Raw genomic sequence first — 16,015 nt, forward strand, 5'->3', positions numbered from 1 at the left:
GCTCCGTGGCCACTCTGCCCCCGACCATCGCCGCGCCGGCCGTAGCGCCCCGGCGTCGAGGTGTGCACACCGCACGTCGTGTGGTGCCGCCGCTCGTGGTGGCAGTGCTCGCCGTGGTGATCTGGTGGGTGTCGGCTGTCGTCGCCGACAGTCTGATCTTCCCGACGCCGCTCGAGGCGATGCGATCCTTGGTCGCCGATCTCGGGAATCCGGACTTCCGTGCCAACGTGCTCGATTCGCTCCGCATCCTGGTGCTCGCCTTCCTGGGCAGCACGATCGTCGGGTCGCTACTCGGCCTAGCGCTCGGGCTCACCCCGTTCTGGGCCCGCACGGTGGTCCCGATCTTCTATGCGATCAACAGCATCCCGAAGATCGTGCTCTACCCGATCTTCCTGTCGTTTCTGGGAATCGGGGAGCTGAGCCGCGCGGGCTTCGCGTTCTATGCGGCCTTCATTCCCATGTTCCTGGTCGCCGTGGAGAGCACGGCGTCCGTGCAGCGGATCCACCTGAAGATGGCCGCGTCCCTGCAGGTGAGTTGGCCACGGCTGGTGCGGCAGATCGTCGTTCCGTCGGTGCTGCCCTCGCTCGCGACGGGTATGCGCATGACCTTCGGTCTGGCGTTCCTGGGTCTACTTCTCGCCGAGATGTTCTCGGCATCGAGCGGCATCGGGTACGAACTGCTACGCAACGTCAGCCTGATCCGCATGGAGAACATCATGGGAACTGTGGTGCTGATTCTCGTGATGGCGCTGCCGCCCACCATGGCGTTGCAGTGGTTCGAGAACCGGGTGACGTCCAAGTACGGGGGCTGAGTGTAGGGCTGCGGGGCTATCTCTTGCGCGACTCGGCCTTCTTGTTCCGGTTCCGCTCGATCGCCGCACGGACCAGTCCGGCCAATGCCTCCGCGTCGACGACGTCACCTTCGAAGAGTTCGTACGAGCGCCGCTGCTTCCCGCCGAGCTCACCGTTGAAGATGCCCTTCGGGTCGTCCAGCGCCGCCCCGTACTGGAAGCCGAGCTTCACTTTCGCTTTGAAGATGTCGCCGACGATGAGCGGCCCGTCGAGATCCCGGGCGGGGGAGCCCATGTACTTCCAGCCCTCGATGATGCCGTCGTCCACCGACAGAATTACCCGTCGTGCTTCCGCCAGGGCGTCACCGCGCCAGTCGGGGTGTCGGGCGATCAGTGCGTCGATCTCGGCACTCGGTTCCATGGCTGCTCCTCCGTCCACTGCGCGATCACAGCAGTACGGCGGCTCCGATCCGAAGTGACTCGCTGCGTTCAGGTCAGCTCAACGTCATGTACGGCGTCCACACCGTGAACGAGTGACCCATCGAGGAACAGTTCAGCGATCCCTTGAAGCCGATGTAGCAGGTGGCCCCGCCGTAGCTGAGCGAGCCACCGAGGGGAGTGCTCCCGGCACGCCCACGCGGGCCGCCGATCCCGAAGGTCGGGTGAGCCGGGAACCACGGCACGTCGATCGCCACGTCGTAGACCACGGGGGCGAAGGGGATCTGGGTGAGGTACTCGCCGCCCGGAAGATCGCAACCCACGACCCCCGCCGGGGTGATGGAACAGTTGGCGGCGCCGGTGGAGAAGTACGCGACATCGCCCTGCAGGAAGGCCGCCGGATCGACGGGCACCGGTGCGGGGTAGTCGACCGCAGACGCGGTGCCGGCACCGACGACGGACATCGTCGCGGCAGTGATGCCGACGAACGCGGCTCCGGCGAGCTTCGTGAGCGAGCGCATGAGGATCCTCTCGGGTGGTCTGGTGTCCTCAGTGTGTCTGCATCTCCGGGCGACTCGTTACTCGGCCGAATGGTTTGTGACCATTTCGTTGTTCTTCCGCGCTGGGCGTGGTGTCCCTTTCCTCCGATGTCGGACGCGGGAACCCGCTCGACAGGGCGGACAGTGGAACACCACGCCCGGGTCAGGCCCGAACCGTCATACCCACCCCACGCCCATCAATGGCTGGTGGTGGGCACAGATGGAGTACTCCTCCTCCCACGGGAAGTGGCCGTCGACGTCCGGCCACACCAGTTGCAGCGCAGTGAAGTCCGAGTACAGCGCACCGGTGACCACCATGTCCGCGGTATTGACGGCCTGAATGACCACGATGTCCGGTTCGTCGCCGGTCGCACTGCGGATCGTGATCCCGGACGACAGTGCGAGACCGGCGACCATCTGCGACGCCATGTCGTGGAGCAGGCTCCCCGACAGATGGAACGGCAGTCCGTAGACGATCAGTTCGGGCAACGACCTGCTGGTGAGGCCCGTCGTGTACGCGACGTCGGGTACCTCGTGATCCGACCCGGCCACGGCGGTCACCGCCCACCCGTGGCGCGCGATCTTCCTCTTGATGTCCGGCACTGAGACGCACCCTCTGCACATAGTTTCCCCCCCGGAAGTCGATGCGGAGGAGGAAGGTAACGCGGCGGTACGACAGGCGGTGCAGCTCTGGTCGTGGTGTTCCACGTGCGTGTCCTGCGCGCGGGATCCCGCCCGCACGGCTCACGAGTGGAACACCAGGCCCACTCGCGCTCCTCTCGGCGCGGATCGCTCGACCGGAACCCCTACCCCCGCGCAGCCTTCAGGTGCCCCTCGGACACAGCTTTGAGGTGGGTGAGGTCCGAGGCCACGGTCGCGAAGGTGTAGCCCTGTGCCAGGCGCTTCGCCGCGACCTCGCCGGAGGGGGTGTGGATGCCGGCCGCGATCCCTGCCGCGGCGGCTGCTTCCTGCACACGCACAAGTGCCGCGTCGAACACGTCGTCCACGGAGCTGTCGGAGGGGGAGGCGCCACCGACGGCGATGCGCAGGTCCGACGGCCCGACGTACACGCCGTCGAGTCCGGGCACGGCGCAGATGGCCTCGACGTTCTCGAGGCCGTCGGGGGTCTCGATCATCGCGAGCACGACGACACTGTCGTTCGCCTCGGCGGGAAGCGGGCCGACGCGTAGCTGTGAGCGCATCGGGCCGTACGAGCGCACGCCGGCAGGTGGGTAGCGCACGTAGGAGACGGCGCGGGCGGCGTCCTCGGCGGTGTCGATCAGCGGCACGATGACGCCGCGCGCACCGGCGTCGAGTGCTTTGCCGATGTAGGTCTGGTCGTTGGACTCGACCCGCACGAGTCCGGCCGGGCCCTGAGCCGCGTCGATGGCGGTGAGGCCGCGCAGCATCCCGTCGTAACCGATGAGGCCGTGCTGCAGATCGAGGCAGATGTAGTCCCACCCGACGTGGGCGAGCCACTCGGTGGAGACGGGGGAGTCGATGACGGACCAGTAGCCCAGTGCCCGTTCACGGGAACGGATGCGACGGGCGAAATCGGCGGCAGACATGAAAGGTTTCCTATCGGTTGTAGGCAGGCATCGGACCGCGCAGTGCCGCACCGACCTCGTCGCACGCGGCGACGACGTCGTCGGACAACGGACCGCGGCCCAGTGCGTCGATGTTGGCCTGCAGGTGGCTGGTCTTGGAGCCGCCCAACAGAATCGGTCCGGTGAGGGGCTTCGATCGCAACCAGCGCAGGGCGAGCTCGGTGAGCGGCATGCCGGCGTCCGACGCCACCGCGGACAAGCGCGTGATCGCGTCGAAGATCTGGGTGTTCCAGTACCGCTCGCGGTACATCGCGGCCAGCCGCGAATCGCCGAACCGCCCCTCGCCGGGAGCTTCGTCGAACGAGTGCTTGCCGGTGAGGAGGCCGCCGCCCAACGGGTTGTAGACCATCGTGGTGATGCCGCTGACGGCGGCGAACTCGGCGTACTCCTCCTCGACGCGGCGGGCCAGCAGGTTGTAGAGCTGCTGCGCGACGACGGGCCGCGGCGCACCCACCTCGTCGCACACGCGGTTCACCTCGGCGATCTGCCAGGCGGCGAAATTCGAGACGCCGAGCGCTCCCACCTTGCCTTCGGCCACCAACTTGGCGACGGTCCCGAGGGTGTCCTCGAGCGACGACGCGCGGTCGGGCTGGTGCAGGTAGAAGAGGTCGACGTGGTCGGTGCCGAGCCGGTGCAGGCTTGCCTCGAGTCCGAGCCGCAGCCCCTCGGGTGACAGGGGCGAGTGGCCGTCTGCGTCGCCGAGGAACATGCCGCCCTTGGTGGAGAGGGTGACTTCGTCGCGTCGACCGGCGAGCAACTGCGCGAGGATGCGTTCGGACTCTCCGCCTGCGTACCCGTTGGCGGTGTCGATGTGGGTGATGCCGGCGTCGAGTGCGGTGTCGAGCAGAGCGCGCGACCCCTCGAGGTCGACGGTGTCGCCGAAAGTCATGGTGCCCAGCACCATCGGGCCGAAAGGCAGGGAGCCGAACATCATGCGGGTACTCCAGAGGTAGGTGCCGGTCGACCCGACAGAACGTAGCGCGGCTTGACGCCCTCCATCGTGGAGGGGTCGAGCGCCGCGGCGCGCAGGGCTGCCGTGTACGGGTGCTGCGGGTTGGTCAGAACGTCTGTGGTGGCGCCGCTCTCGACCACGCCGCCCTTGCGCATGACGACGACGTTGTCGCTGATCTCCCGCACCACGCCGAGGTTGTGCGAGATGAAGACGTACGTGATGCCGGTGTCGTGCTGGATGGTGCGCAGCAGGTCGAGCACCTGCGCCTGCACCGACACGTCGAGCGCACTGGTGGCCTCGTCGCACACGAGGATCTCGGGTTCGGACGCCAGGGCGCGCGCAATGCCGATGCGTTGACGCTGACCTCCCGAGAACTCACCGGGACGGCGGTGCAGGGAGGACGCCGGCAGCTGGACCTGGTCGATCAGCTCGGCGGCACGTCGGGCCCGGTCCGCCTTGGAGCGAACACCTTTGAGGCGCAGCGGCTCACCGACGATGTCGACGGCCGTGAGATGCGGATCCAGCGAACCGTACGGATCCTGGAAGACCATCTGCACGCGCGAGCGGAAGGGCTTGAGGGCCCGCTCCTTCATCCGGGCGATGTCGACCCCGTCGACGAGGATCCGCCCCGACGTCGGTGTCAGCAGCCGGACGATCGACTTGGCGATGGTCGACTTCCCGCAGCCGGACTCGCCGACGATCGCGAGGGTCTCGCCCTTGTCGACGCTGAAGCTGACACCGTCGACGGCGCGGAAGGTGCCGGTGGCGACGGGATACTCGACGACCAGGTCGTCGACGGTCAACAGGCTCATGCCGGGACTCCTTGATCGGCGGGTGCGCCCGACCAGGTGCCCAGCTGGGGGACCGCGTCGAGAAGCTTCTTGGTGTAGGCGTTCTGGGGATTGCGAACCATCGACTGGGCGTCGCCGCTCTCGACGAACCGGCCCGACTTCATGACGTGGATCCGGTCGGACATCAGCCGGGCAACACCCAGGTCGTGGGTGATGAGCAGCATGCCGATGCCGGTGCGCTCCTGCAGTTCGAGCATGAGGTCGAGGATGCTGGCCTGGACGGTGACGTCGAGTGCACTGGTGGGCTCGTCGGCGACGATGAGGTCCGGATCGGCGGCCAGGGCGCATGCGATGAGGACACGCTGCAACATGCCGCCCGACAACTGGTGTGGGTACCTGTTCAGCTGGTCCGCCGGGTTGACGATGTGGACTTGATCGAGCAGTTCGACGGCGCGGGTGGTCTGCGCGGACTTGCCGCGAACACCGCTGTGGTGGATGGCCTCTCGCAGCTGCGATCCCACCGTGTGGACAGGGGAGAGGGCCGTCATCGGGTCCTGGGGAATGAGGGCGATGTCCGCGCCCCGAATCTTCCGCAGCGCCTTGTCGTCGCCGAGGATGTCGGTGCCCTTCCAGCGTGCACGGCCGGAGAGGACCGCGAGATCGTCGGGCAGCAGCCCGAGGATCCCCATCGCGGTGGTCGACTTGCCGGAGCCGGACTCGCCGATGATGCAGACGGTCTCACCCGGTGCGATGTCGAAGGAGACCCCGTCGACGGCGCGGACGATGCCGTTGTCGGTGACCAGCTCGATCTGCAGTTCGTCGACGGTGAGCAGTGACTCGGTCATGTCAGGCCTTCTTTCCCGAGATGGCGAAGCGCCCCAGCAGAGCCTTGAGGCCCGAGCCGGCGGGACGGTCGCGCAGACCGTCGCCGAGGAGGTTGACGCCGATGACGAGGGACACGATGACGAGGCCCGGCAGGGTGACCAGCCACCACGACGTCGTGATGTAGTCCTGTCCGTCGGAGATGATGCGGCCCCACGTGGCGAACGGTCGCTGCGGTCCGGCGCCCAGGTAGCTAAGCGCGGACTCGAGCAGCACCGCCTGGGCGAGGAGGAGCAGCACCACCAGCGAGGTCTGCTTGATGACGTTCGGGATGATGTGGCGCGTGAGGATGGCGACCTTGCCGAGTCCGAGTACCCGCGATGCGGCGACGTAGGGCTTCTCGCGCTCCACGAGCACCAGGGAGCGTGTCAGGCGGGCGATCTCGGGCCACTGCGCGATGGCGATGACGAACGTGATGACCGGGATGGACGGCCCGAAAAGGGCGACGACGAGGAGCAGCATCATGAGCAGCGGGAGGGACAGCTGCGCTTCGAGCAACCGGCTGATGACGGTGTCGACCCAGCCGCCGAAGTAGCCGGCCATGGAGCCCAGGGTCAGGCCGATGAGGCCGGAGACCAGCACGGCGAGGATGCCGACGAGCAGTGATACCTGGCCGCCGTACAGAACGCGGGCGAGAAGGTCGCGTCCGAGCTGGTCTGTTCCGAACAGGTGGCCGTCGGTGAGCGGTGCGAGACGGCGGGCACCGAGATCGGTGGCGTCCGGATCCTGCAGCGGCAGAACACGAGCGAACGCGACGGGGAGGATCACGACGAGTGCGCAGACGCTGCCCACCCAGATCTTCAGTCGGCTGTCGCGGGCGCGCCGAGTGGAGCCTGCCTCGGCGATGTCCTTCGCGGTGACTGCCGACGGGCGCTCCGCCTGCGGGGGCTCGAGTGTTGTTGTCATCTAGGACGTTCCCTTCCCCAGGCGGACACGGGGGTCCAGAAGCGGGTAGCAGAGGTCGACGAGGAGCTGGACGAAGACGGCGAGCACCGCGGTGACGAGCACGGTGGCCTGGATGAGGGGGTAGTCGCGGGTCTCGAGCGCGCGGACGGACGACGAGTGATCCGACACCGGGCCAGGCGAACACGACCTCGACCACCACGACACCGTTGAGCATCGACGCGAAGCGTGTGCCGAGGGCAGTGAGAACGGGGATGGACGAGTTGCGCAGGGCGTAGCGCCAGATGAGTTTCCGCTCCGACACCCCGCGTGCGCGCGCCACCGTCGCGTACTGGGACCCGAAGGCGCCGACCATCTCTCGACGCACCATGCGGGAGATCAATGCGATCTGCAGGATGGCGACGGTGACCATGGGCAGGACGAGCGACGACCACGTGGCGAAGCCGGCGGCCGGGAAGATCGGGATCACCACGGCGAAGATGGTGATGAGCATCAGGCCCGTCCAGAAGTCGGGCATCGACTGTCCTGCGATCGTGACGACGTTGGCGCCCAGTTCGCGGCGGGTGTCCGCACGGCGTGCCATCCAGACACCGAGCGGGATGGCGAGCAGTGTCGTCAGTCCGATCGAGGCAACTGTGAGCGTCAGTGTGTAGGGGAGGCGATCGAGCACCACGTCGAAGGCGGGCGCCTGGAACGAGTACGACGTTCCGAGATCGAGCTGCAGCAGTCCCTGCAGGTACTTCAGGTACTGCGTGATGATCGACTGGTCCAGACCCATGCTCTGGCGAATCCGCTCGATGTCCTCGCTGGAGGCCAGCGGGCCCGCCATCGCGTAGGCGGGATCGCCGGGTGCGAGACGGATCAGCACGAACACCGTGGTGAGCGTCAGGAAGATCGCGAGCGCGCTCTGACCGAGCCGCTTGACGATGTAGCGCGCAGTGCCCGCGGACTTCGACTTCGTCTTCGCGGGTTCGGCGGCCGGCGCGTCGGCGGGCGTGATCATGCCGGCGGTCACCGGGTCACCGTCCGTCGGACCGCGCATGTGTTCGTGATGTGCATCGAACGACCTTTCGGGAGATGCCTCTGCGCTGGCTGGTCACGAGCGCGGGCTTCGATGTAACTCAGCTCACAATGGCACTTGTGCGCGAATCACGCAAGTAGCAATTCATAGTTGCGTGTTGTGTGCAGACCTGCGTACAGTCCAGGTGTGCTTGCGGTCACAGTGCAGCTCCGCTCCTGACCCGCAGCCCCTCATGACGCTCGAAGTTCGAAGAGAGGTCGACGATGACCAGATCGCCGTTCAACCAGCAGTTCTCCCGCCGCAATCTCCTGCGCGGCGGGATGCTGCTCGGTGGTGGCGTGGTGTTGGGCGCGGGTGCCAGTGCGTGCGCCACGCCTACCGGCACACCGGGCCCCACGACGGTGAGCCTGGCGCTCAACCGGTCGCTGGTGAGCCTGGACAACAAGCTCAACCAGTTCGACGCCGCCCTCACCGTGCAGCGCGGCGTGCGACAGGCGCTCACCGAGATCGACGCGAATCTGAAGCCGCAGCTCGTCCTCGCCGACCGCTTCGATCTGGTCGAGCCCACCCGCTGGTTCGTCCACCTGCGGCAGGGTGCCGTGTACTCCGACGGCTCGCCCGTGCAGGTGCAGGACGTCGCGACGGCCATCCGGATGTACAGCGAGGTCGACGGATCGTTCGTCGGCGGCTTCTTCCCGGAGTGGCCGACGGTCGAGCAGATGGACGACACCAGCTTCTCGTTGCTGACCACCAAGCCCGTCCCGGTGCTGGACTACCTGATGTCCAACATCCTCATCACGCCGGCCGCGGACAACAAGCCCGAGGAACTGCAGACCGGTCTCGGCTCCGGCCCGTACGTGGTCACGTCGGCCGATCGCGGTACCGGCAACTACACGCTCGAACGCAACACGAAGTACTGGGGCACTGCGCCGAACATCGAGACGGTGCGCGTGCGCTTCGTCCCCGAGGAGTCCTCGCGCGTCGTCACGCTGCGCAGCGGCGAGGTGGACGTCATCGACTCCATCACGCCCGACGCGGCGGACCAGCTCGGGGGCCTGTCGAACGTCGTGGTCGATCGTGTCGACGGTGTGCGGCTCAATCAGCTCTTCTACAACTTCCGCAAGCCTGCCGACCATCCGCTCGCCGATGCTCGGGTGCGCCGCGCGCTGACGTACGCCATCAACGGGCCGGCGCTGATCGACCAGGTGATGCAGGGATCGGCGACCGCGTCCAAGGGCGTCATCCCCGCAATCCTCGACGGCGCCATCGAGACCGGGGAGTACACGTACGACCCGGCGCGGGCGCGTGGCGAGCTCGACGCTCTCGGCATCTCCGATCTGGAACTGAAGATCATCTGGGAGTCCGGCGAGTTCGCTGCCGACACCGACATCATGGAGTCGGTCGTCCAGATGTTCTCGGCGATCGGCGTCCGCACCACGTTGCAGCAGTTCGAGCCGGGCGGCGACATCATGCAGTGGCGTCAGGGCAAGGCGGGCGACTGGGACATCCTGGGTAACGGATTCCCGAGTCCGACCGGGCTCGCGATCACCATCATGCAGGGCATGTACGCCGGCACCCCGGAGAAGGAGCAGACCCGAGACACCTACCACGGGTACATGTTCCCCGACATCGCCGCGGCCATCGCGCGTGCGTCCGAGGAGGTCGACGAGACCCGACGCACTCAGCTTCTCGCCGACGCGCAGCGCCAGATCTGGGACACCGTGCCCTGCCTGTGGTCCTTCGTTCCCAAGTCGGTGATGGCGCGTCGCGAACGCATCCAGGACGTGACCCTGCGTCCCACCAACTCCTACAACCTGTCCGCCGCGACACTCGTCAGTTGATCGAGGAGATCCCCGTGACCACCACACTGGATGCCGACGGCATCGTGCGCCCCACCGCCGAGCCCGGGCGCCGTGATGCGCTGTTGACCCCGCCCGAGGTGCAGAACCACGCGGCCAATCTGGCTGTGCTGCCTGACGGTTCGCTTGCATGCGTCTGGTTCGCCGGCACACAGGAAGGTGTTCCGGACATCAGCGTGTGGTTCTCCCGACGGGACGGCGACGAGTGGTCGCAGCCGATTCGTCTGTCGGACGACGGGACGCGGTCGGAGCAGAATCCCGTGCTGAACGTGCGTGAGTCCGGCGAGATCTGGCTGCTGTGGACCTCGCAACACGCCGGCAACCAGGACACCGCACGGGTGCTTCGGCGGATCTCGCCCGACGGCGGGCGCACCTGGGGTGACACCGACGTCCTCATCCCGGAGACCGAGGCCGGTGGCGTGTTCGTACGCCAGCCCATGGTCACGCTGCCCTCCGGCCGGATCCTGTTGCCTGTCTTCCACTGCGTCCGCATCGAAGGCCGCAAGTGGGTGGGCGACCGTGACTACTCCGGCGTCATGGTGTCGGACGACGACGGCGTCACCTGGCGCGAGGTAGTCGTTCCCGACAGCATCGGGTGCGTCCACATGAACATCGGCCGGGTGTCCGACGATCAGCTCGTCGCCCTCTACCGCAGCCGCTGGGCGGACCACGTCTACCGTTCCGTCTCCGACGACGACGGTGACACGTGGAGCGCTCCCGTCCCCACCGAGCTGCCCAACAACAATTCGTCGGTGCAGTTCGTCGTGCTGGCCGACGATCGACTCGCCCTGGTGTACAACGAGTCCAGTCGTGAGGACGCCACGGCGCGCCGACTGTCGCTGTACGACGAGATCGACGATCACGGCATCGCGGACAAGCAGGAAACGGTCGAGGAAGACTCGCCTCTGGACGACGGCGACCCGCGGCACGCCTTCTGGGGCGCACCCCGAGCGCCGATGGCCCTGGCGATCTCGTCCGATCGCGGTGTCACCTGGCCGGTGCGCCGAAACCTGGAGGAGGGCGACGGGTACTGCCTGTCGAACAACTCCCGCGACGGATTGAACCGCGAGTTCTCGTACCCGTCCATCGTGGCCGACGGTCCGACGCTGCACGTGGCCTTCACGCGCTTCCGTCAGGCCATCGAGTACTGCGAGGTGCAGCCGGAGTGGCTGTCGTGAAGCACGCCGTCGTCACGGGCGTCAGCTCCGGAATCGGTGCGGCGACGGCCCTCTCGCTTCTCGACGACGGGTGGCGTGTCACCGGGCTGAGTCGTCGGAAACCGGAGATCGAGCACGAGAACCTGACGTGGGTCGAGTCCGACCTGGGTGATCTGGACGCGGTGGCGGAGATCGCGTCGGGTCTGTCCGCGGTCGACGCCGTCGTTCACGCTGCGGGACTGCAGCGTTCGGCTCCGCTCGGGTCGCTGAACGTCGACGACCTCCGCGACATGTGGCAGGTCCATGTCGCCGCGGCCGAGGTCCTGGTGAACGGCGTGGTCGACGCTCTGGAACCCGGTGCCCGAGTCGTTCTCGTCGGAAGTCGCACCATGACCGGCAATGCCGGCAAGAGCCAGTACGTCGCCACGAAGTCCGCGCTGACGGGCATGGCACGGTCGTGGGCCATGGAACTGGTGTCCCGCGGCATCACCGTCAACGTCGTTGCGCCCGGGCCCACGGACACCGCCATGCTGGGGGATCCGTCGCGCGCGCACACTCCGCCCAAGCTCCCGCCTCTCGGAGCCTTCATCGACCCGTCGGAGGTCGCGGGGCTCATCGGCTTCCTGCTCGGCCCTCTCGGCCGCAACATCACCGGCCAGGCGATCGTGCAGTGCGCGGGAGCGTCGTTGTGAAATATCTGCGCGAAACGCGCAACTGGGCTACAGTTGTATGCGTGGTTCGCGCAATAAGGGGAAGGGCGGTACGAGGATGACCTCACTCGTCGTACTGGCCGACGACCTCTCGGGCGCCGCGGAGGTCGCCGGAGTGTTCCTCGACCGCACGCCCGACGTGTCTCTGACGCTCGACGCCGTGATCGGTTGCGCTGCAGTCTCTGTCGTGGATCTCGACACCCGAGCGATGGCCGCCGAGCGGGCGGAACTGCTGGTGTCGTCCGCGCTGCGCTCCGTCCCGTCGGGCGGCCGGGTTCTCGCGAAGATCGACTCGTTGCTGCGCGGCAACGTCGCAGCCACGGTGCGCGCCCTGTCCGAGCGTGGGCCGGTGATAGTCGCCGGCGGCCTCCCGCTGCTGGACCGCGTCGTGCGCGGCGGCGTGCTCCACGTCGACGGTCGTCCGCTCGCCGATACCGATCTCTGGCATGCCGAATCCGAGGCGCCGCCGGAGTCGTTGCCGCTCATGCTCGATGCTCCGCTCGTCACCATCGACGCGCTCTCGGTCGCGACCGGGGTCGTCGTGTGCGACATCGAGTCCGACGCTGATCTCGACGCGGTGGTGGCGGCAGTGGCCGACCGCCCCGAGGTGACCCTGGTGGGCACCTCGGCGCTCGCCGCGGCTGTCGCCCGGGGTCTCGGTGGTACTGCGACGCCTCACTCCGTCTCGCGTACGGGCGATCCCGTCCTCGTCGTCGTGGGCACCGCCTCCTCGGTCGCCGTCGAGCAGGTTCGTCGTCTCGCCGAGGACGGGGTGCGGCTGCTCACTGTGGACGCGGACGACGTCCTCTCCGGCCTCGCCGACGCACGGGAGCTCTCCTCCGCCCTGCGTGACGGCTCGGTCGCGCTCACCGTGACCGGGTCCGTGGACGTCGCGCGTACCCGTGACCTGTCTGTCGCCCTGGCCGAGTACGTCCGCGCGGGCACCGACGGACTGTCGGTCGACCTCGCGCTCACCGGCGGTGAGACGGCACGGGCCGTCATCACCGCGCTCGGCATCGACACCCTGCGCCCGCTCGGGCACGTGCACTACGGCGCCGTCGTGTCCGTCGACCCGCGGGGCCGACGCGTCGTGACGCGGCCGGGCAGTTTCGGAGACCGAGAGAGCCTGTCCGCCATCCACTCCTACCTCACCGGCGGCTCGCCGGACACCACGCTCCGACCGAAGGACTCAGCCATGACATCGACCGATCTCCAGACTCTCGACCTGCCCGTCGTGGCCCTGACGATGGGCGACGGCGCGGGCATCGGCCCCGAGGTCATCGTCCCCGCCGTGCTCGATGCCAAGGTGGCGGGGTGGTGCAAGCCCGTCGTCATCGGTGACGCCGCGCGTCTGCGACTCGCGGCCGACGTGCTGGGTGTGCAGTGCGACATCGTCTCGATCGAGCGCATCGCCAATGCCGAGTTCACCAGCGGGCGCATCAACGTCATCGACCTCGGGTTGCTGCCCGCAGATCTGGCCTGGGGTGAGCTGTCCGCAGTGGCGGGACATGCTGCCTACGAATACATCCGTGTCGCAGCCGAACTGGCCGTCGCCGGTGACGTCCAGGCGATCTGCACCGCGCCGCTCAACAAGGAGGCGCTGCACGCCGCCGGACACATCTTCCCCGGTCACACCGAGCTGCTCGCGCACCTCACCGGTACCGAGGAGGTGTCGATGATGCTCTCGACGCCGAAGCTCAAGGTCATCCACGTGACCACCCACATCGGACTGCTCGACGCCGTCGCGAAGATCGAGCCGGGCCTCGTCGAGCGGACAGTCCGCCGTGGGTACGAGGCACTGGTGCGATCGGGGAACAGCAACCCGAAGATCGGCCTGTGCGGTATCAACCCGCATGCCGGCGAGAACGGCCTGTTCGGGTACGGCGAGGAGGATCAGAAGATCGTCCCGGCCGTCGAGAAGCTGCAGGCCGACGGAATCGACGCCGTCGGACCGCTGCCCGCGGACACCGCCTTCTTCCTCGCGGGTCGCGGTGACTACGACCTCATCGTCGCGATGTACCACGACCAGGGCCACGGACCGGTCAAGGTTCTCGGCATCGAGGCCGGCGTGAACATCACCGTGGGACTCCCCGTCATCCGTACCTCCGTGGATCACGGCACCGCGTTCGACATCGCGGGCAAGGGCATCGCCGAGGCCGGCAGCATGGTGGAAGCCCTGCGACAGGCCGCCGAACTGGCGACCAGCACCGCCGACGTCGGCTAGGTTTCGGGTATGGCGCTCAGGGAGTCACAGGCGCGGCGCGCGGAGATCGTCCGCCTGGCCAAGACGAGTGGTCTGGCGAGTGTGGAGGACCTGTCCGTGCAGTTCGGCGTGACGGCCTCGACCATTCGTCGGGATCTGTCGCAGCTGACCGCCGAGGGACTTCTCGCGCGCACGTACGGCGGCGCGATCGCGCTCGACCCACACCCCGAGTCGTCGCTGCGCCAGCGTGCGGTCGAGGGCTTCGACGCCAAGCGTGCGATCGCGAAGTGGGCTGCGGGAGAGGTGCACCCGGGCGAGACGGTGCTGCTCGACGCCGGCACCACCGTCGGTGCCATGGGGGAGTACCTCCGTGACTCGACGGGCCTCACGGTCATCGCCGCGGGTCTCACCGCGCTCGAGGCGCTGGCGGATGCCGACGACGTGCGCGTCGAGTGCCTGGGCGGTACGTTGCGTCACCTGTCGCAGGGCTTCGTAGGACCGCTCGCGGAGGCGTCGTTGGCTCGCGTGTCCTTCGACCGCGCCTTCCTCGGTGCGGACGCGGTCACCGCCGACCGCGGCATCTGCGAGGCCGAGCTGGAGCAGACGCGGCTCAAGGAGTTGATGATCGAACGCGCCGGCACGGTCTACGTGCTCGCGCACGCGGCGAAGCTGGGTCAGCGTCCGTTCCACGCCTGGGCGCCCCTCCCCGAGGGCGTCACCCTGGTCACGGATACCGGCGCGACCGAGGAGCAGGTGCAGCCCTTCCGCGACGCCGGCGTCACTGTCGTCGTGGTCTGAGCGGTGGAGTTTCTGCTCCTCTCGGCGCCCTGTCGCGCGGGATCCCGCCGGTAGGTGGCGTGAGCGGAGCGAAAACGCCAGGCGACCTACAGCTCGTCCAACCCCACGTGACCGTCCTGCAGTGCTCGGGCGACCAGCGAGGCCTTGGACCCGGCGGAGCGGCCTACCGCCTCGTACTTCTCGCGAATGCGCGCGATGTGGGTGTTGACCGTGGCGGGGGAGATGAAGAGCGACCGTGCGACGGTGCCCTTCGAGTCGCTGATGATCCACGCCCGCAGGACCTCCACCTCCCGCACGCTGAGGGCCGGTCTCACGATGTCGTCGTCGGTCATCATTGCCTGCATCTGTATCGGTCCCCCTGCTCGACGCAGCAGCGCTGCGCTGCTGTTCTGGGAGGACCGTACGTTTTGTTCCGGGCAGCTCGGTAGCCACGACTTCGGGGGACCCCGACGTCGGGGGCATGCTTCGCAGAGCTCACCATCTGCGGACTGTGACCGGTCCATGCAATCAGACGACGGGCATCTCCACTGTCCGTCGCGCAGACGACAGTCAGTACCCGATGCCGCGCAGGAAGGTCAGCACGGCCTCGTTCACCTCACGTGGACGGTCCATGTTCGCGGCGTGGCCGCTGTCGATCAGCGCGACCTGACCCTGCACGGTGTCGCGCGCGGTGACCACTGCGTGATCCGAGGGCCAGAACTGACTGTTCCGTCCCGCGATCATGAGGATCGGTACGTCCGCGGCCCGGATGTCCGCGCGCCAGTCCTGGCGGGCGTGGTCGTCGAGAAGTGCTCTCATGGGCGGTGTCTCGGACGACACCATTCTGGGCATCGACCGCAGGCGCAGAATCAGTTTCGCGACGGGGAGGAGCGAGGCGAATGTCGAGGGTCCGTGTCCCGTGGCGGGAATGCCCTTCGCGAAGAACCCGTCGACGGTGGCGTCGGTCAGACCGTAGAAGCCGTGCGGCCACGACGCGTCGTTGATCATCTTCGGCGTCTGATCGACCGAGACGACACCGCGGACCCTCGACGTCCCGGTCGTACGGATGTAGGACCAGACGGTGCTCGCGCCCATGGAGCCACCCATCAGCACGGCAGTCTCGACGCCCACCGCGGTGAGGAAGTTGTCGAGGTCCCGGCCGTGCCGCGCCATGGTGGCGCCGTGATCGGGTGCCTCGGAGTCGCCGTGGCCGCGCCGGTCGAGCGCGAGCACGCGATACCCGGCCCGCACGAGCGCATCCTGTTGGAACACCCACGTGGTCGCCGGGGCGCCGAATCCGGCGACCAGGACGACGATGGGACCGCTGCCCTCGTCGAGGTAGCTCAGGGTCACGTCGTCGTCCGTCACGAAGGTGGGCATGATCG

Annotated in this window: 17 protein-coding genes and 1 pseudogene; 6 read left to right on the plus strand and 12 right to left on the minus strand. The window is 67.7% G+C overall.

The genetic code is table 11. The annotated features are described in order from the left end of the window. The first annotated feature begins 5 nt into the window (after nucleotides 1–5). A complete protein-coding gene (locus QE397_RS03500; RefSeq protein WP_307091766.1) occupies nucleotides 6–812 on the plus strand; it encodes an ABC transporter permease in 807 nt (268 codons plus the stop codon). 16 nt (nucleotides 813–828) lie between these two features. Here QE397_RS03500 and QE397_RS03505 read toward each other — a convergent pair whose 3' ends face one another. From QE397_RS03505 to QE397_RS03550, 10 genes and pseudogenes are all read right to left on the minus strand, one after another. Continuing rightward, nucleotides 829–1,212 carry a DUF1801 domain-containing protein gene (locus tag QE397_RS03505; protein ID WP_307091767.1) on the minus strand — a complete coding sequence of 128 codons (384 nt, stop codon included), beginning with the start codon at nucleotides 1,210–1,212 and terminating at the stop codon, nucleotides 829–831. 73 nt (nucleotides 1,213–1,285) lie between these two features. Beyond that, nucleotides 1,286–1,750 (minus strand): hypothetical protein, encoded by a 465-nt coding sequence (locus QE397_RS03510; protein WP_027504884.1) that lies wholly within the window; start codon nucleotides 1,748–1,750, stop codon nucleotides 1,286–1,288. Between the two features lie 195 nt (nucleotides 1,751–1,945). Then, complete coding sequence (locus QE397_RS03515; protein ID WP_307091769.1) at nucleotides 1,946–2,371, minus strand: DUF4262 domain-containing protein; 426 nt, start codon at nucleotides 2,369–2,371, stop codon at nucleotides 1,946–1,948. Between the two features lie 203 nt (nucleotides 2,372–2,574). Continuing rightward, the gene (locus tag QE397_RS03520) at nucleotides 2,575–3,336 is read right to left on the minus strand and encodes an HpcH/HpaI aldolase/citrate lyase family protein (RefSeq protein ID WP_307091771.1); all 762 of its coding nucleotides are present in this window, start codon (nucleotides 3,334–3,336) and stop codon (nucleotides 2,575–2,577) included. 10 nt (nucleotides 3,337–3,346) lie between these two features. Then, the gene (locus tag QE397_RS03525; protein WP_307091774.1) at nucleotides 3,347–4,309 is read right to left on the minus strand and encodes an aldo/keto reductase; all 963 of its coding nucleotides are present in this window, start codon (nucleotides 4,307–4,309) and stop codon (nucleotides 3,347–3,349) included. Beyond that, nucleotides 4,306–5,139, minus strand: coding sequence for an ATP-binding cassette domain-containing protein (locus tag QE397_RS03530; protein ID WP_307091776.1), 834 nt, complete (start codon nucleotides 5,137–5,139; stop codon nucleotides 4,306–4,308). Before QE397_RS03530 ends, QE397_RS03525 begins: the two co-directional genes overlap by 4 nt. Next, entirely contained in the window at nucleotides 5,136–5,963 is an 828-nt protein-coding gene (locus QE397_RS03535) for an ABC transporter ATP-binding protein (protein ID WP_051613142.1), read from the minus strand. Before QE397_RS03535 ends, QE397_RS03530 begins: the two co-directional genes overlap by 4 nt. Before the next feature lies 1 nt (nucleotide 5,964). Then, on the minus strand, nucleotides 5,965–6,906 hold the full coding sequence (locus QE397_RS03540) for an ABC transporter permease (protein WP_307091778.1): 942 nt from the start codon (nucleotides 6,904–6,906) through the stop codon (nucleotides 5,965–5,967). Continuing rightward, a complete protein-coding gene (locus QE397_RS03545) occupies nucleotides 6,907–7,074 on the minus strand; it encodes a hypothetical protein (protein WP_307091780.1) in 168 nt (55 codons plus the stop codon). Between the two features lie 34 nt (nucleotides 7,075–7,108). Then, a pseudogene (locus QE397_RS03550) lies at nucleotides 7,109–7,945 on the minus strand (ABC transporter permease); the annotation flags it as partial. A 242-nt stretch (nucleotides 7,946–8,187) separates the two neighbouring features. Between QE397_RS03550 and QE397_RS03555 the strand changes: the two are divergent. The 5 genes from QE397_RS03555 (at nucleotide 8,188) to QE397_RS03575 (ending at nucleotide 14,651) form a co-directional block, all read left to right on the plus strand. Further along, nucleotides 8,188–9,765 (plus strand): ABC transporter substrate-binding protein, encoded by a 1,578-nt coding sequence (locus tag QE397_RS03555; RefSeq protein ID WP_307091782.1) that lies wholly within the window; start codon nucleotides 8,188–8,190, stop codon nucleotides 9,763–9,765. A gap of 14 nt (nucleotides 9,766–9,779) precedes the next feature. After that, nucleotides 9,780–10,961 carry an exo-alpha-sialidase gene (locus QE397_RS03560; protein WP_027504890.1) on the plus strand — a complete coding sequence of 394 codons (1,182 nt, stop codon included), beginning with the start codon at nucleotides 9,780–9,782 and terminating at the stop codon, nucleotides 10,959–10,961. Continuing rightward, nucleotides 10,949–11,632: an SDR family NAD(P)-dependent oxidoreductase gene (locus tag QE397_RS03565; protein WP_307091786.1), complete on the plus strand. Its 684-nt coding sequence runs from the start codon at nucleotides 10,949–10,951 to the stop codon at nucleotides 11,630–11,632. The genes QE397_RS03560 and QE397_RS03565 overlap by 13 nt, the downstream gene beginning before the upstream one ends. 76 nt (nucleotides 11,633–11,708) lie before the next feature. After that, complete coding sequence (gene pdxA / locus QE397_RS03570) at nucleotides 11,709–13,874, plus strand: 4-hydroxythreonine-4-phosphate dehydrogenase PdxA (protein ID WP_307091788.1); 2,166 nt, start codon at nucleotides 11,709–11,711, stop codon at nucleotides 13,872–13,874. A gap of 9 nt (nucleotides 13,875–13,883) precedes the next feature. Continuing rightward, entirely contained in the window at nucleotides 13,884–14,651 is a 768-nt protein-coding gene (locus QE397_RS03575) for a DeoR/GlpR family DNA-binding transcription regulator (protein WP_307091790.1), read from the plus strand. A gap of 86 nt (nucleotides 14,652–14,737) precedes the next feature. Here the strand turns inward: QE397_RS03575 and QE397_RS03580 are convergent, their stop codons facing one another. Together QE397_RS03580 and QE397_RS03585 are read right to left on the minus strand one after the other, a co-directional pair. Then, entirely contained in the window at nucleotides 14,738–14,995 is a 258-nt protein-coding gene (locus tag QE397_RS03580; RefSeq protein WP_037184874.1) for a LuxR C-terminal-related transcriptional regulator, read from the minus strand. Nucleotides 14,996–15,200: 205 nt separating this feature from the next. Next, the gene (locus QE397_RS03585; RefSeq protein WP_307091793.1) at nucleotides 15,201–16,010 is read right to left on the minus strand and encodes an alpha/beta fold hydrolase; all 810 of its coding nucleotides are present in this window, start codon (nucleotides 16,008–16,010) and stop codon (nucleotides 15,201–15,203) included. Between the last annotated feature and the right edge of the window lie 5 nt (nucleotides 16,011–16,015).

This window comes from Rhodococcus sp. SORGH_AS_0301 (assembly GCF_030818285.1).
Classification (GTDB): Bacteria; Actinomycetota; Actinomycetes; order Mycobacteriales; family Mycobacteriaceae; genus Rhodococcoides.

Bases quoted from the DNA above. Each gene is read 5' to 3' on its own strand.
- QE397_RS03540 (WP_307091778.1), bottom strand. From the start codon at position 6,906: ATGACAACAACACTCGAGCCCCCGCAGGCGGAGCGCCCGTCGGCAGTC.
- QE397_RS03575 (WP_307091790.1), top strand. From the start codon at position 13,884: ATGGCGCTCAGGGAGTCACAGGCGCGGCGCGCGGAGATCGTCCGCCTG.
- QE397_RS03525 (WP_307091774.1), bottom strand. From the start codon at position 4,309: ATGATGTTCGGCTCCCTGCCTTTCGGCCCGATGGTGCTGGGCACCATG.
- QE397_RS03555 (WP_307091782.1), top strand. From the start codon at position 8,188: ATGACCAGATCGCCGTTCAACCAGCAGTTCTCCCGCCGCAATCTCCTG.
- QE397_RS03520 (WP_307091771.1), bottom strand. From the start codon at position 3,336: ATGTCTGCCGCCGATTTCGCCCGTCGCATCCGTTCCCGTGAACGGGCA.
- QE397_RS03510 (WP_027504884.1), bottom strand. From the start codon at position 1,750: ATGCGCTCGCTCACGAAGCTCGCCGGAGCCGCGTTCGTCGGCATCACT.
- QE397_RS03585 (WP_307091793.1), bottom strand. From the start codon at position 16,010: ATGCCCACCTTCGTGACGGACGACGACGTGACCCTGAGCTACCTCGAC.
- QE397_RS03580 (WP_037184874.1), bottom strand. From the start codon at position 14,995: ATGCAGGCAATGATGACCGACGACGACATCGTGAGACCGGCCCTCAGC.
- pdxA (WP_307091788.1), top strand. From the start codon at position 11,709: ATGACCTCACTCGTCGTACTGGCCGACGACCTCTCGGGCGCCGCGGAG.
- QE397_RS03530 (WP_307091776.1), bottom strand. From the start codon at position 5,139: ATGAGCCTGTTGACCGTCGACGACCTGGTCGTCGAGTATCCCGTCGCC.
- QE397_RS03505 (WP_307091767.1), bottom strand. From the start codon at position 1,212: ATGGAACCGAGTGCCGAGATCGACGCACTGATCGCCCGACACCCCGAC.
- QE397_RS03535 (WP_051613142.1), bottom strand. From the start codon at position 5,963: ATGACCGAGTCACTGCTCACCGTCGACGAACTGCAGATCGAGCTGGTC.